Source organism: Chromatiales bacterium 21-64-14 (assembly GCA_002255365.1).
Taxonomy (GTDB): Bacteria; Pseudomonadota; Gammaproteobacteria; order 21-64-14; family 21-64-14; genus 21-64-14.
Map to the genome: position 1 here is coordinate 173,756 of NCBI01000004.1, position 14,957 is coordinate 188,712.

A 14,957-nucleotide genomic window follows, 5' to 3' on the forward strand; every position below is an offset into this window, starting at 1 on the left:
TTTCGACCGGAGGCACATCACGGGGTTGCCAAACGAGCATGGATGGGAAGGAAGTCCTCAATCTCAGCCTGATCGTCGAACCGGATCGCCAGCGACTGGTGGGCTTTGCCATGGACGCCGTGCGCGCCCTGGGCGGGAATTCGTTTGCCGCTGCGGGCCTATTGGTTACCTGCCTGCCGGAGTTACGCGAGGCCGGTGAGCATTGCAAGGGCTCCCTGGCGGCGCGGCTGGTGGTGGACGGGCGGCAGTTGTGGCTGCGCTGGTGCGCGGAAGGTCGGTTGCTTGCCACCCTGCCGCTACCCCCAGCACCCCAGGTCATGGACCGGCTAGCGGCGCGCTTGCGGGAGGCGAGCGAGTCGGTGGACCCCGAGCTGCTCATACGGCGCAACCGGCAGAGCGCCGAAGACTTGGCGCACCTGGAGTCGGACCTGGAGGAGAAGCGGCGCGAACTCCAGGAATCCATCCAACGTGCCGAAACAGACAGTCTGACGGGATTGCTCAATCGGGGTGCCTATGACGCCCGGCTGCGCGAGGTGTTCCTGCGCAGCCGGCGCCAGGGCGAGCCACTGGCCCTGATCCTCTTGGACCTGGACAAGTTCAAGGAGGTCAACGACACGCGCGGGCACCAGTTTGGCGACGGGTATTTGCGGCGGATGGCGGAGACGATGCGCGGCGCCGTGCGCGAGCATGTGGACCAAGCGTGCCGGGTGGGCGGCGACGAGTTCGCCATTGTGGTAAGCGCGCCCCTGCACGTTGCCGAGCGCATCGGCAGGCAGATCCTTACTGCCATGGATCAGAAAGTCAGCATCGGGATCGCCGAACGGCGCGCGGACGATACCATCGAGTCCTTGATTGGGCGAACGGATGCAGCACTTTACGAATCGAAACGCACTGGTCGTGGGCGGATCACCGTCGCCGATGACGAACGGCACGAAAAATCGGTCGGTGGGCAGTGAATCCCACTGGTCCGGAAGGAGCGTTGTGAAGCTGCAGCTGGAGAAGACCACTGTCGATGAGAGTGCCCAGGTGCTCGTGCGATCAAAGCTCCGCGCGGTGTCCCGGCGGATGGGATACAGCGAAGTGCTGCGCGAGCGCATGGAGCTGGTCTGCAACGAGATGATGAGCAATCAAGTCAAGTACGCCATCGGCAGCGGCTGGGTGCAGCTCTGGGAGACCAACGAGCCGAAGCCCGCTCTGGACCTCTTTGCCATCGACCGCGGGCCGGGGGTATTCAACCTGCCGGCGGCGATGGTTGACGGTTACAGCACGTCCGGCAGTCTCGGCAAGGGCCTGGGCGCGATCCGTCGCTTGGCGCACGAGTCCGAGTTCTACACCTTGCCGAAGGGCCTGGAGCCGGAGTCTCCGTGGCACGGCTTTGCCATATGGGCGCGCTTCTATGTCGATGAACGCGTACCCCAGTCCACCTATGAGTTGGGGATGTACCTTCGTGCCTACCAGGACAGCACGCACAACGGCGATGGCATCTTCGTGCGCCACACCAACGGCCGCGTGCAGTGGCTGCACATGGACGGACTTGGCCACGGACTGGAAGCCGCGCAGGTCGTGGACGGGAACGCGGACCTCCTGGAAGAGGAGCTCCCTCTTGAGGTGCTCATCGAGCGGCTCAGCCGGCGCCTGGAGGGTGGCCGCGGCGCGGTGGGTATGGCGGTCAGTCTCGACGCCCATGAACAGAGTGGTGCGATCTGCGGCGTTGGAGATATGGCCGCGTTTCTGATCAGCAACGGACAGAAGCGCGTGATCTCCTTCTCGCCGGGAATATTAGGGCATGCCCATCGCAGCCTGGATAAGACGGCACTGGCGTTTCCGCGCCAGGCCCTGATGATCACCGCCTCCGACGGCATGCGTCGTAACTGGAGCCTGCAGACCTTTCCCAGTTTGTGGAGGCTGCACCCGCAACTCATTGCGCTGCTGATGGGCGCGGTCGCCAGTCGGGTGAATGACGATCAATCAATACTTGCCATCCGCGTGAGATCACAAGAGGGAGACAGACCATGACGGGGACACCAAGTGCCGGGAAGGCCACCAGTCAGGTGCTCATAGAGCAGCTGATGGTCAACGTCGGGAAGATCTCTGCAGTTATCGAGAAGGAAGGGCAGAGTATCTTCGGACACGCCAATATCCTCACCAACGAGGAAATCAATGACTACAGCCTGGAGTTCCTTGAACTGTTCGTAATGGTCTTGCAGACCGGCGAGAGGCTCGACCGGCGGGGCGCGGAATTCAAGGCCCTCAAGAAATTCTTTACGAACCTGTCGCGCCAGATCCAGTTGCGTGGCGGCAACATGGATGAGTTCGTCCGTTACATCCAGTTCTTGCAGCGGGTGTTTCTGGACAATCTGCAGGCAGATACCAATGTCGAGTTCGGAACCAGCCGCCAGATCCTGTTGTTGCTGGCCTCGCTGTTCAACGACATCGTGCTCGACGTATTCCACGTTTACCTGGAAGAGAAGGAGCGCACCATTGAGGCGCAGCAGGAAGAGCTGCGGCAGACCTCCACGCCGATCACCGAAATTTGGGACGGGGTGTTGACGCTGCCGATCATCGGGACCCTGGATTCCCAGCGCACGATGATGGTGATGGAGAAGCTCCTCTCGCGCATCGAGCAGGATCGCGCCAGCGTGGTGGTGATCGACGTGACCGGCGTGGTGACCATCGATTCCCAGGTCTCCCACCACCTGATCCAGATGATCCGCGCCGTGGGGCTGATGGGGGCAAGCGCGGTGATCACGGGGATTCGTCCGGAGATCGCCCGGGCGCTTACCAGCCTCAATATCGACCTGGGCGGCGTCACCACCCGCTCGACCTTGTCCGAGGGGCTGAAAGAGGCGTTCGGGCGGTTGGGGGTCCACGTCAACCACGGCGGGAGTCGGCCGGCGCACTGAGCTGTGCCGCGCCCGGCGGCTCCGGCACCGGAGCCCACGGAGGGGGACCGAGATCTATGACCCAGGGAATGCACTTGACGCCGATCGGCGGCGGGCATGTCCTGCTGGAGCCGGGGGCGGGCCTGGATCCCAGCGATCCCGATGCCTATCTGGTAGGGGTGCTGGAGGTCCTGCAGGCCCACCACGCCGCGCGCCTGATCTACGACCTCAAGAACGTTCCGCTGCTCGAAGGGGTCTATTATCGTTGGCTGTTGGCGTTGCACGCTGCGTGCCGGATTTCAGGGATCCAGCTGGTGACCGTCAATATGCAGCCGGAAGCGGCCTACGCGCTGTCCCAGCTGATCACCGCACCACCGCCATTCGTATGCGCGCTGGACGTGGACCACGTCCGTCGGATCGTCGAGCGCGCCGCGCAGGCTCCGGAAGCGGAACCCGCGGAATGCGGGGCGCCAGAGGATGGAGATGCCGTTGCGGATACCCAGGACCGTGCCGGATTCCCTGTGCACGAGGTGCCGGAATAGGCCGCTGGGCCATTTCTCCGGTGGGAGCTGGCGGTAGCGGGCTAATTGCCGCACCCGTTTCGCGCCGGTCACCAGCGCCTCGGAACGCCTTGCAGGATGACACGCCCCGCTTCAGTCCCCGTTGTCCTTGAGCGCTGATTCCCGCAGTTCGTACAGCAGTTGCAGCGCCTCCCGCGGGCTCATGGCATCCGTGTCCAGGGCCCGCAAGCGTTCCAGCACCGGGTGCGGGCGCTCCGTTTGGAACAGCGGGAGTTGCGGTGCTGCCGTGCCCCGGGCGGGTAGGTCACGGCGTTCCAGATCCTCCAACCGCGCGCGCGCGCGCTCGATCACCGCGCGCGGCACCCCGGCCAGCTGCGCCACCTGCAGGCCGTAGCTGCGGTCCGCGGGGCCGTCGCGCACCGCGTGCAGGAACACGATGGCGTCACCGTGCTCGACCGCGTCCAGGTGCACGTTGCCGATGGTTCCGATGGACTCCGCCAGCGCGGTCAGTTCGAAGTAATGGGTAGCGAACAGGGTGTAGGCGCGGATCCGGGTCGCCAGTTCCACGGCGCACGCCCATGCCAGCGCCAGGCCGTCGAAGGTACTGGTGCCGCGCCCGATTTCATCCATCAGCACCAGGGAACGCGCGCTGGCGTTATGGAGGATGTTGGCGGTCTCGGTCATCTCCACCATGAAAGTGGAGCGCCCGCCGGCCAAGTCGTCGGCGGCGCCGATGCGCGTGAAGATCCGGTCGACGGGACCGAGCACCGCGCGGCGCGCGGGCACGTAGCTGCCTATGTGGGCCATCAGTACGATCAGCGCGGTCTGGCGCATGTACGTGGACTTGCCGCCCATGTTGGGGCCGGTAATGATCAGCATGCGCCGGTCTCCGTCCAGTTTCACGCCGTTGGGCACGAAACCGTTGTCCAGGACTCGTTCCACCACCGGATGGCGTCCGTCCTCGATGTGGATGCCGGGGGTTTCACTCAGTTCCGGCATCCGGTAATCAAGGACGTCCGCACGCTCGGCGAGGTTTGCCAGCACGTCGAGTTCTGCCACTGCCGCGGCGCATGCCTGGAGTCCGCCCAGATGTTCCCCGAGCCGGTCCAGCAGGTCTTCGTACAAACCTTTCTCCCGCGCCAGGGCGCGCTCCCGCGCGGACAGCACCTTGTCCTCGAAGGCCTTGAGTTCCGGCGTGATGTAGCGCTCTGCCCCCTTCAGGGTCTGGCGCCGCACGTAGTCGGGAGGCACGCGTGCGGCGTGTGCGCGGCCGACTTCCAGGTAGTAGCCGTGTACCCGGTTGTAGCTGACCTTCAGATTGGCGATCCCGGTGCGTTCCCGTTCGCGGGTCTCAAGGTCCACCAGGAACTGGTCCGCGTGCTCCGAGATCCCGCGCAATTCGTCGAGTTCCGGATCGTAGCCCGGCGCGATCACACCGCCGTCGCGGATTACCACCGGGGGCTGTTCCACGATGGCGCGTTGGAGCAGGCCGTGGATCTCGGGATGTTCACCGACGCTAGCGGCCAGCGTCCCCAGCAGGGGGGAATCCAGCCCCGCGAGCCGGGTCCGCAGCGCCGGGAGTTGTCCCAGGGATTGGCGCAGACCGGCCAAGTCGCGCGGGCGCGCCGAGCGCAGGGCCACCCGCGCCAGGATCCGTTCCAGATCGCCGATACCACGCAGGATCCCGTGCAGATCCCCGTAGGTGCGGTTGCCCAAGAGGGTTTCCAGGGCATGATAGCGACGGCGTAGCAGCGCCGGGTCGCGCAACGGGCGGTGGACCCAGCGGCGCAGCAGGCGTCCGCCCATAGCAGTGGCGGTGTGGTCCAGCACGCCCACCAGGGTGTGCTCGGTATGTGCTCCGCCCAGATTGAACTCCAGCTCCAGATTCCGGCGCGTCGCCGCGTCCAGCACGATGGCCTCGGATGGGCGTTCCACCTGGAGTCCACGCAGGTGCGGGAGCGCCGTGCGCTGGGTGTCCTGAACGTAGTGCAGCAGGCAGCCGGCGGCGCCGATGGCGGCCCCGAGTCCCTCGCATCCAAATCCTGCCAAGTCCCGGGTGCCGAACTGGCGCGCCAGGCGGACGCGGGCGTCGGTCTCATCGCAGTGCCATGGGGGACGCCGGCGCAGCCGCGGATGGCGGGCGATGGGTTCCGGCAGCGGCGTATCCTCGCCGGCCAACAGTTCCGCCGGCCGCAGCCGTTCGAGTTCCGCCAGCAGCCCCTCGTGATCCGCGGTCTCCTGGACGGTGAAGCGTCCGCTGGACAACTCCAACACCGCGACACCCCAGCCCCCGGCGGGGTCCCCGTGGACCGCGGCCAGCAGATTCTCCGCCCGGTCCTCCAGCAGTCCCTCGTCGGTCAAGGTGCCCGGCGTGATGATACGCACCACTTGGCGGTCCACTGGACCGCGGCTCGCCGCCGGGTCACCGATCTGTTCACAGATCGCCACCGATTCTCCGAGCCGTACCAAGCGCGCGAGATAGTTTTCCACTGCGTGGAACGGAACCCCGGCCATGGGGATCGGCGCGCCGGCGGATTGGCCGCGGGTGGTCAGGGTGATGTCCAGTAGCCGCGCCGCGCGTCGCGCGTCGTCGTAGAACAACTCATAGAAGTCCCCCATCCGGTAGAACAACAGCACGTCCGCATACTGGGCCTTCAGACCCAGATACTGCTGCATCATGGGGGTGTGGGCGGCGAGCTGCGCTGCGGGGACGGCCATGCGCGGAGTCTAGCAAATCCCGTTTGGTCCCAGGAGGGGAGCGCACGGGCGGGGACCACCGGCGCTGACGCCGGGGCGCGAGGGCTAGCGCAAGGACCCGGCGTAGGTCGGCGTAACCGTCTGCGTTCCAAGTCACTGTGAACGGGCGCCGCGCGTGCAAGCCGCCGTATTGACCGGGGCGCAACGCGACCCGCAGCGGCCTGCTGGTTTTGTTCGACCTTAGTATACTGTCCCCATGGCAGACCCGGAATTGTTGGAACTCGCACGGCAGGTGGGCGTGGCCTTGCACGCCAAGCGCTGGACCCTGGCCAGTGCCGAGTCGTGCACCGGCGGTTGGATCGCCAAGACGCTCACCGACGTGCCTGGCAGCTCCGCGTGGATGGACCGGGGCGTGGTCACCTATAGCGACCGTTCCAAACAGGAACTGCTTGGGGTCAGCGCGGCGACCCTGCGGGTCCACGGGGCGGTGAGCGAAGCGGTGGTGCGCGCGATGGCCGAGGGCCTGCGGGCGCGCAGCGGGGTTGACGTGAGCGTGGCGGTCAGCGGGATCGCCGGTCCCGGCGGCGGGAGCTTGGAGAAACCCGTGGGTACCGTCTGGCTCGCCTGGTCACTGGCGGCGGCGACCCGCGCGCAACGGGTGCAATTGCCCGGGGACCGGGAGGCGGTACGGCGCCAGGCGGTGCGGGCCGCCCTTGCAGGGCTGCTGAACGCCCTTGCCGGCGACGGCTGACCGGGCGGTGCAGCGCCTGTTTTTTGCTCTATGGCCCCACCAAGCCCTGGCGGAGCGGTTGTTCCAGGCGACCCGGGCGCTGGTGGGGGACGCCGGCTCCCAAGCGGTGGCGCTGGAGGACCTGCATGTCACGCTGGCCTTTCTCGGCGCAGTGGACCCTCAGCGCCGCGCGTGCTGCGAGACTGCCGGCGCCGCCGTGGACGCCGCGTCCTTTACACTGACCCTGGACCGGGTGGGCCATTGGCCGGGGCCGCAGGTCCTCTGGTTGGGCAGCTCCCGGCCGCCCCCGGCCCTTACCCGGCTCGTCGAATCCCTCACTGGGGCCTTGGGGGCCTGCGGTCACGTCCCGGAGCCCCGCGGGTTCCAGCCTCATCTGACCCTGGCGCGCCGGGTGGCACTCTGGAAACCGGCGCCGGCCCCGGTTCCCCTGCACTGGCGTGTCGACCATCTGTGCCTGGTGGCGTCCGAACGCGGGGTGGCCGGTGCCCGGTACCGTGTGCTGCGCCGCTGGCCGCTGCGCAAGGACGCCGCGGGGTGAACCAACGGCGCGCCGAGCCGGTTGATTATCCACAGGGATTGGCAGGGTTGCGGCGGGCGCCCGGTGAGAAAGATCCGCGCCAGCCCGGGTTTATGGCCGGGGTTCGTCGCGCGGGCATCGGTGGGCTCGGCATCGGACCGGTGGCAAATGCGGGCTAGGTTCCACGCTTCGATCTGTGGGATAATTCCCGGGGTTTTTTACCGGTCACGGGAGCAGCAAATGCAACGCGCGACAGCCAAGCGGGGGACGCAACCGATGGATGACAACCGCACCAAGGCCCTGGACATGGCCTTGAGCCAGATCGAGAAGCAGTTCGGCAAGGGTGCCATCATGCGCATGGGCGACGCCAGCGTGTCCCGGGACGTGGAGGTGGTGTCCACCGGATCCCTGGGCCTCGACCTCGCGTTGGGGATCGGTGGGCTGCCGCGCGGCCGGGTGGTGGAGGTCTATGGGCCGGAGTCCTCGGGCAAGACCACCTTGACCCTGCAGGTGATCGCCGAGGCCCAGAAGGCGGGCGGTACCGCGGCGTTCGTAGATGCCGAGCACGCCCTGGATCCCGGGTATGCCCACAAGCTGGGTGTCAACGTGGAAGAACTGCTCGTCTCCCAGCCGGATACCGGCGAGCAGGCGCTGGAGATTACCGACATGCTGGTGCGCTCCGGCGCCGTGGATGTGGTGGTAGTGGACTCGGTGGCGGCGCTTACCCCCAAGGCGGAGATCGAGGGGGAGATGGGTGATTCCCACGTGGGATTGCACGCGCGGCTCATGTCCCAGGCGCTGCGTAAACTGACCGCCAATATCAAACGTTCCAATACCATGGTGATTTTCATCAACCAGATACGGATGAAGATCGGCGTAATGTTCGGGAGCCCGGAGACCACCACCGGCGGCAACGCGCTCAAGTTCTACGCCTCCGTGCGTCTCGACATCCGGCGCATCGGAGCCATTAAAAAGGGTGACGAGGTGATCGGCAACGAGACCCGAGTCAAGGTGGTCAAGAACAAGATGGCCCCCCCGTTCCGGCAGGCGGAGTTCGAGATCCTCTATGGCCGCGGCGTGTCCCGGGAGGGTGAACTCCTGGACCTCGGCGTGGCCCACGGCTTCGTGGAGAAGTCCGGCGCTTGGTACAGCTATCAGGGTGAGCGTATCGGGCAGGGCAAGGACAACGCGCGGGAGTTTCTGGTGGAGCACGTTGACACCGCCCAGGAGATCGACGGCAAACTCCGCGCGAAGCTGCTGGCGCAGCCGGCGCCCGTCCCGCAGCGTGAAACGGCCGAAGTCGAAGAAGCCTGACGCGCAGGCCCCGGAAGCACCCCAGGCCCGCCGCGTGGCGCTGGACCTGCTGGCGCGCCGCGAACACTCCACCAGTGAACTGCGGCGCAAACTGCGCGCGCGCGGGGTGGAGGATACCGACGCCGAGGAGGCGTTGCAGCGTCTCTCCCACGAGCGCCTGCAGAGCGATGCGCGCTACGCGGAGGTCTATGCGGAGAGCCGCGCCACCCGCGGCTACGGGCCGGTGCGTATCGCCGCGGAGTTACGCGAACGGGGCGTGGCGCCGGAACTCATTGCCCGCTGTGTGGAGCCGGACGGTGCGCAATGGGCGGCGCGCGCGCGGGACGCGCGGTGCAAGCGCTTCGGGGCCGTGATTCCGCGCGACCTCAAGGAGCGGGCCCGCCAAGTGCGTTTTCTTCAATACCGCGGTTTTACCCATGAGCAGATCCACTGCGTCCTGAAAGCGGATGCGCAGGTCGCGGACGACCTGCGGCAGTGAGCGCCGGAACCCGCTAAACACTTGAAACTTTTGGCCTGAAACTCGACACTGTGGGCATGACCGGCAGCAACGACCTGCGCCAGGGCTTCCTGGAATTCTTCCGCGAGCGCGGCCACGAGGTGGTGACCTCCAGCCCGTTGGTGCCCGCAAGCGACCCCACCCTGTTGTTCACCAATGCGGGCATGGTCCAGTTCAAGGACGTGTTCCTGGGTCTGGAGGCGCGCGCCTGTCCCCGGGCCGCCAGCGCCCAGCGCTGCCTGCGTGCCGGCGGCAAGCACAACGATCTGGAGAACGTCGGCTACACCGCGCGCCACCATACCTTCTTTGAAATGCTGGGCAACTTCAGCTTCGGCGATTACTTCAAGCACGAGGCCATACACTACGCCTGGGAATTTCTCACCGGCGTGCTCGGGCTTCCCCCGGAGCGGCTGTGGGTTACGGTCTATGAGGAGGACGACGCGGCCGCCGACCTGTGGCTCAAGGAGATCGGGGTGGATCCGCGCCGGTTCACCCGGATCGGCGCCCAGGACAACTTCTGGTCCATGGGCGATACCGGGCCGTGCGGACCCTGCTCAGAGATCTTCTACGATCACGGACCCGGGGTGTCCGGAGGGCCGCCCGGTTCCCCCGAAGCGGACGGGGACCGCTACGTGGAGATCTGGAATCTGGTCTTCATGCAATACAACCGCGGTCCGGACGGGCGGCTCGCCCCGCTCCCGCACCCCTCTGTGGATACCGGTATGGGCCTGGAACGCCTCGCGGCGGTGATGCAAGGGGTCCACAGCAACTACGGCATCGACTTGTTCCGGAATCTGATGGGTGCCGCCGCGGAACTGGCCGGCGTCGCAGACCGCAACAGCAACTCCCTGAAGGTGATCGCCGATCACATCCGGGCCGCGGCGTTTTTGATTACCGACGGCGTGTTGCCCTCCAACGAGGGCCGCGGCTATGTGCTGCGGCGCATCATCCGCCGCGGGGCCCGCCACGGCCATCGGTTGGGTTTCACGGAACCGTTCCTCTACAAGCTGGTGCCTCCCCTGGTGGCAGAAATGGGGGACGCCTATCCGGAACTGGTCCGAGCGCGCGAGCGGGTGGAGCGGGGCCTGCGGCTGGAGGAGGAACGTTTCGCGGAGACCCTCGAACAGGGGCTGCGTATCCTGGATCAGGAGCTGACCCGCGTCTCCGGAAAGTGCATTCCGGGCGATGTGGTGTTCCGGCTCTACGATACTTATGGATTTCCCGTGGACCTTACCGGGGACATTGCCCGGGAACGCGGCCTGGAATTGGATACCGCGGGCTTTGAACGGGCCATGGCGACGCAGCGCGAGCGGGCGCGTGCCGCAAGTAGCTTCCGGGTGGACTACACCGCCCAGATGGGCGCCACGGAACGTTCGGAATTCGTGGGCTACGAACAGCTCGCGGGCGCGGCTACCGTCACCGCGCTGTACCGGGACGGTGCGGCGGTGGACGCGCTCCAGCTCGGGGACGAAGGGCTGGTGATCCTGGACCGCACACCGTTCTATGCGGAGTCCGGCGGCCAGGTCGGGGACCAGGGGAGCCTGGGTGGCGCCGACGCCCTGTTTGATGTCCGGGACACCCGCAAGCACGGCGCCGGGGCCCATGCCCATGTGGGCCTGGTGCGGACCGGCAAAATCCAGTTGGGGGACGCTGTGGACGCGCGCGTGGACGAGGTGCGCCGCCAGCGCACGCGCCTCAACCACTCGGCCACGCACCTCATGCATGCCGCCCTGCGCCGCGTGTTGGGAGAGCATGTGCAGCAGAAGGGCTCTCTGGTAGCGCCGGATCGGCTGCGGTTCGACTTCTCCCACCCGCAACCCCTGAGCCGCGCGGAGATCCGGACCATCGAGCAGCAGGTCAACCGGGAGATTCAGGCCAACGCTGAGGTGAGCACCCGCATCATGCCCTTCAAACAGGCCATCGCCGCCGGTGCCTTGGCGTTCTTCGGTGATAAATACGGAGACGAGGTGCGGGTATTGTCTATGGGGACGTTTTCCACTGAGCTTTGCGGCGGTACGCATGTGCAACGCACTGGGGACATCGGCTTGTTCAAGATCGTCTCCGAGACCGGTGTGGCCGCCGGCGTGCGGCGCGTTGAGGCAGTCACCGGGGAGGGCGCCGTTGCGTGGGTGGAGGCGGCTGAGGGATCCCTGCTGCGCGTGAGCGCGCTTCTGAAGGCTGGGCAGGATGACCTGGAAGAACGCGTGGAACAGCTCCTGCAGCGCAACCGCACTCTGGAAAAGGAATTGGAACGCCTTCAGGGGCGTATGGCCAGTAATCAGGGCAGTGAGTTGGCTGACAAAGCCATCGAGGTGTGTGGGTGCAAGGTCCTGGCGGCGCGGCTGGACGGTGCCGACGGAAAAACACTGCGTGATACCGTCGACCAACTCAAGAATAAACTGGGCAGCGCGGCCATCGTGCTCGGCGCGGTGGAAGACGGGAAGGTGCGCTTGGTGGCGGGGGTCACCCCGGACCTGATGGATCGGGTGAAAGCCGGGGAATTGGTGAACGCCGTGGCCGAGCAGGTGGGAGGCAAGGGAGGCGGCCGGGCGGATCTCGCCCAGGCCGGTGGGACTCGGCCGGAGTCTCTGGGGCCGGCCCTGGGATCAGTGCCGGATTGGGTCCGCAGCCGGCTGTCGGGTGCGTGACAAGTTGCGACCCGGCGCGGAATATAGTGTAATCTTGCGCCCTTCGGTCGGATAAATTCCCCTCCTGGAGGCCGTGGACTCCGTCGTCGCGCCGGATCCATCCTGCGATGGTATTTGGCCCTCCGGCGCCTGCGGCTGGTCCAGTGAAGCACCCGATGGCACTGATTGTTCAGAAATACGGCGGGACCTCAGTCAGGGATCCGCAACGCATCGAGCAGGTTGCGGAGAAGGTCATCGCCTCTCGCAAGCGCGGCGATGACGTGGTGGTGGTGGTGTCGGCCATGAGCGGCGAGACCGACCGCCTGTTGGCCCTGGCCCGTTCAATTTGTCCGCGCCCCAATCCCCGCGAGTTGGATGTCCTGCTGGCTACCGGCGAGCAGGTCACCATCGCGCTGCTGAGCTTGGCGCTGGACAAACGTGGTTGCGCCGCGCGCTCCTACACCGGTGCCCAGGCTCAGATCCTGACCGACAGTGCCTACAACAAGGCGCGCATCCGCGACATCGATGCTGCCCGGGTGCGCCGGGACCTTGCGGAAGGGCGTGTAGTGGTCGTGGCGGGTTTCCAGGGGGTGGACGAACACGGCCATATCACCACTCTAGGGCGTGGCGGCTCCGATACCACGGCGGTTGCTTTGGCCGCGGCCCTCAAGGCCGACGAATGCCAGATTTTTACCGACGTCGACGGGGTCTATACCACCGACCCGCGCGTCGTCCCCGCCGCCCGGCGCCTGCGCCGCATCACCTTCGAGGAGATGCTGGAGATGGCGAGCCTGGGCTCCAAGGTATTGCAGATTCGCTCCGTGGAGTTTGCTGGAAAATACAACGTACCGCTGCGGGTGCTGTCTACCTTCCAAGAGGGAGAAGGCACGTTGATCAGCTACGAGGAACCGAATATGGAAGGCGCGCTCATCTCGGGCATCGCGTTCAACCGCGACGAAGCCAAGCTCACCATCGTCGGTGTTCCCGACCAGCCCGGGGTGGCGTATCGGATCCTCGGCCCGATTGGAGAGGCGAACGTCGAAGTGGACATGATCGTTCAGAACGTAGGCGTTGACGGTAGCACCGACTTCACCTTCACCGTGCATCGTAACGACTATGACAAGGCGTTCGAACAGTTGCAGGGTACCGCGGCGGAACTGGGTGCGCGTGACGTGGTGGGAGATCCATGTATCGTCAAAATCTCGCTGGTGGGGGCCGGGATGCGCTCCCACGCCGGCATCGCCAGCCGGATGTTCCAGACCCTGGCCAAGGAGGGCATCAATATTCAGATGATTTCCACTTCGGAGATCAAGATTTCGGTAGTAGTGGACGAAAAGTATCTGGAGCTGGGGGTCCGTGCCCTGCACGAGGCCTTCGCGTTGGATCGGGAGCCGGTCCGGGAGGCTTGAAGGAGCCTTGGGCCGCTTGGTTTTCCCGCCGGGAGGTAGGGAAATCGGGTCCCGAAATACATCGATGAAGCGCGTTGCGGCCTACGGATTTGTGGATTTCGGCCGATAACTTCACCGATGCTCGCCGCCGCTTGAGTGGCGCACTTGGGGTGATACATAAGCATCTGTAGGAGAAAAGGAAATGTTGATTCTCACCAGACGGGTAGGTGAAACGCTCATGATCGGTGACGAGGTCACCGTGACCGTGCTGGGCGTCAAGGGAAATCAGGTGCGCATCGGTGTCAATGCCCCGAAGGAGGTGGCGGTGCACCGGGAGGAAATCTACGAGCGTATCAAGCGCGAACAACAGGACCAAAACCACGGTGGCGGAGGCGCTGCCGAACCGAAATCTTCCAACGGGGCCGCGCATCCGGCCCATCCGCCTGTGGGGAAATAGGGGCTTTACCCACTATCCCCGCCTCTGTATCCTTCCCATTCGTCGGAGAGATGGCCGAGCTGGTCGAAGGCGCTCCCCTGCTAAGGGAGTATGGGGCTTAATACCCCATCGAGGGTTCGAATCCCTCTCTCTCCGCCAAACATGCCCAACCGTTTCTTTGACGAAGAATTTATCGTGTGATCAATGGTCTGTAGTGCTGCGTTGTGGCCGGGACTGTAGCTGAAAACGTAGCTAAGGGGCCGAAGGTCATGTACCTGCTGTTGTGCGCGCGGCGCTATTGGTTCCGCGCCGTCTGCCCGGTCTTGCCGGTTGTCCGTTGGGGTTGGTGTCCGGACCGCGGGCGATCTCGCGAAACGACTACCAGCGGTTTTTCCTGCGGACTGGCAACCGCCTCCAACCCAACGCTTGGCGCGGCGTTGCGCTGTCGAAGTCGATGACACCCTCGACCAACCCAATGCCCTGCGCTGTATAATACTAGCGGTCCGATTATGGTGGGTGACATCCGCCATGCGGCCTTGGCGTGACGATCTGACCGGCATTGCGTACCGAAGACTGTATTGACCCTTGTCCGGTTTGATCGCGGCTCATGAATGCTGCCCCACCGGCGGTCCTAGCCGCTGGCGCACGGCCTCCCGAACGCGACGGCGTAGGTGCTCTTCATCCAACGGTAGTTGGACATACTCGGCGACTGGATCTTGGCCGAGGGGCTCGGTAGTGCCCCGGCGGGCGGTATCCCGGGCCAGCATGATGCGCGTCGTGTCCGGATAGATCCTACGGACTCGACGCATGAATTCTGCCCCGGTGGTCCCAAAGACCTCCTCGCCTGTGAGGACGACCGCCACGTCGTGTGCGGCAAGCGTCTCGAAGGCCCCCGCCGTATTGCCCGCGGTCATGATCCGATACTCACCCGGGTCGAGGACCCGCCCAAGTGCCGCCGCAACGTCGGGTCCGCCGCCCACGACAAGGATCGTCGCCGGGTCGCCGTAGGGCGCCGGCTCCGGAACCGGAAACTGCGCCCCCGTTCGCAGGAGTTCGCGGAATTCCTGGGCAGGAATGGGCTTGCTGAAGAAGTACCCCTGCACCTCATCACAGCCCTCGCGCGCCAACAACCGCAACTGCCCCGCCGTCTCCACCCCTTCCGCGATCACCCGCATGCCGAGCCCATGGGCGATTGCAACCACCGAGCGCGCGATCAGAAAGCTGTCCGGATCGCTGGTCATGTCCTGTACGAATGATTGATCGATCTTGAGCATGTCCACCGGAAATCTCCGCAGGTACCCTAGCGAAGAGTAGCCGGTCCCGAAATC

12 protein-coding genes, 1 tRNA gene and 1 pseudogene are annotated in these 14,957 nt (G+C 65.5%); 12 read left to right on the forward strand and 2 right to left on the reverse strand.

The genetic code is table 11. The features are described 5' to 3' along the window. Positions 1-38 precede the first annotated feature (38 nt). From B7Z66_04325 to B7Z66_04340, 4 genes and pseudogenes are all read left to right on the forward strand, one after another. The gene (locus tag B7Z66_04325) at positions 39-956 is read left to right on the forward strand and encodes a GGDEF domain-containing protein (GenBank protein OYV77619.1); all 918 of its coding nucleotides are present in this window, start codon (positions 39-41) and stop codon (positions 954-956) included. Further along, positions 946-2,016, forward strand: coding sequence for a hypothetical protein (locus B7Z66_04330; GenBank protein OYV77620.1), 1,071 nt, complete (start codon positions 946-948; stop codon positions 2,014-2,016). The genes B7Z66_04325 and B7Z66_04330 overlap by 11 nt, the downstream gene beginning before the upstream one ends. Then, positions 2,013-2,903, forward strand: a complete 891-nt coding sequence (locus B7Z66_04335) for a hypothetical protein (GenBank protein OYV77621.1) — start codon at positions 2,013-2,015, stop codon at positions 2,901-2,903. The genes B7Z66_04330 and B7Z66_04335 overlap by 4 nt, the downstream gene beginning before the upstream one ends. Positions 2,904-2,959: 56 nt before the next feature. Beyond that, a pseudogene (locus tag B7Z66_04340) lies at positions 2,960-3,286 on the forward strand (hypothetical protein). 249 nt (positions 3,287-3,535) lie between these two features. Here the strand turns inward: B7Z66_04340 and B7Z66_04345 are convergent. Beyond that, on the reverse strand, positions 3,536-6,121 hold the full coding sequence (locus B7Z66_04345) for a DNA mismatch repair protein MutS (GenBank protein OYV77622.1): 2,586 nt from the start codon (positions 6,119-6,121) through the stop codon (positions 3,536-3,538). A gap of 235 nt (positions 6,122-6,356) precedes the next feature. Between B7Z66_04345 and B7Z66_04350 the strand changes: the two genes are divergently transcribed. The 8 genes from B7Z66_04350 to B7Z66_04385 all read left to right on the forward strand — a co-directional run bounded on the left by B7Z66_04350 (position 6,357) and on the right by B7Z66_04385 (position 13,788). Beyond that, a complete protein-coding gene (locus B7Z66_04350; GenBank protein OYV77623.1) occupies positions 6,357-6,851 on the forward strand; it encodes a damage-inducible protein CinA in 495 nt (164 codons plus the stop codon). Then, positions 6,835-7,389, forward strand: coding sequence for a 2'-5' RNA ligase (locus tag B7Z66_04355; protein ID OYV77624.1), 555 nt, complete (start codon positions 6,835-6,837; stop codon positions 7,387-7,389). Before B7Z66_04350 ends, B7Z66_04355 begins: the two co-directional genes overlap by 17 nt. A gap of 255 nt (positions 7,390-7,644) precedes the next feature. Next, positions 7,645-8,682, forward strand: a complete 1,038-nt coding sequence (locus tag B7Z66_04360; GenBank protein OYV77652.1) for a recombinase RecA — start codon at positions 7,645-7,647, stop codon at positions 8,680-8,682. Continuing rightward, positions 8,654-9,160 carry a hypothetical protein gene (locus B7Z66_04365; GenBank protein OYV77625.1) on the forward strand — a complete coding sequence of 169 codons (507 nt, stop codon included), beginning with the start codon at positions 8,654-8,656 and terminating at the stop codon, positions 9,158-9,160. The genes B7Z66_04360 and B7Z66_04365 overlap by 29 nt, the downstream gene beginning before the upstream one ends. 56 nt (positions 9,161-9,216) lie before the next feature. Continuing rightward, positions 9,217-11,826, forward strand: coding sequence for an alanine--tRNA ligase (locus tag B7Z66_04370; GenBank protein ID OYV77626.1), 2,610 nt, complete (start codon positions 9,217-9,219; stop codon positions 11,824-11,826). 155 nt (positions 11,827-11,981) lie between these two features. Then, positions 11,982-13,214 carry an aspartate kinase gene (locus B7Z66_04375; GenBank protein ID OYV77627.1) on the forward strand — a complete coding sequence of 411 codons (1,233 nt, stop codon included), beginning with the start codon at positions 11,982-11,984 and terminating at the stop codon, positions 13,212-13,214. 181 nt (positions 13,215-13,395) lie between these two features. Continuing rightward, on the forward strand, positions 13,396-13,650 hold the full coding sequence (locus B7Z66_04380) for a carbon storage regulator (GenBank protein ID OYV77628.1): 255 nt from the start codon (positions 13,396-13,398) through the stop codon (positions 13,648-13,650). Between the two features lie 44 nt (positions 13,651-13,694). After that, positions 13,695-13,788 (forward strand) — tRNA-Ser (locus B7Z66_04385). 446 nt (positions 13,789-14,234) lie between these two features. Here the strand turns inward: B7Z66_04385 and B7Z66_04390 are convergent. After that, a complete protein-coding gene (locus tag B7Z66_04390; protein ID OYV77629.1) occupies positions 14,235-14,909 on the reverse strand; it encodes a hypothetical protein in 675 nt (224 codons plus the stop codon). Positions 14,910-14,957 lie beyond the last annotated feature (48 nt).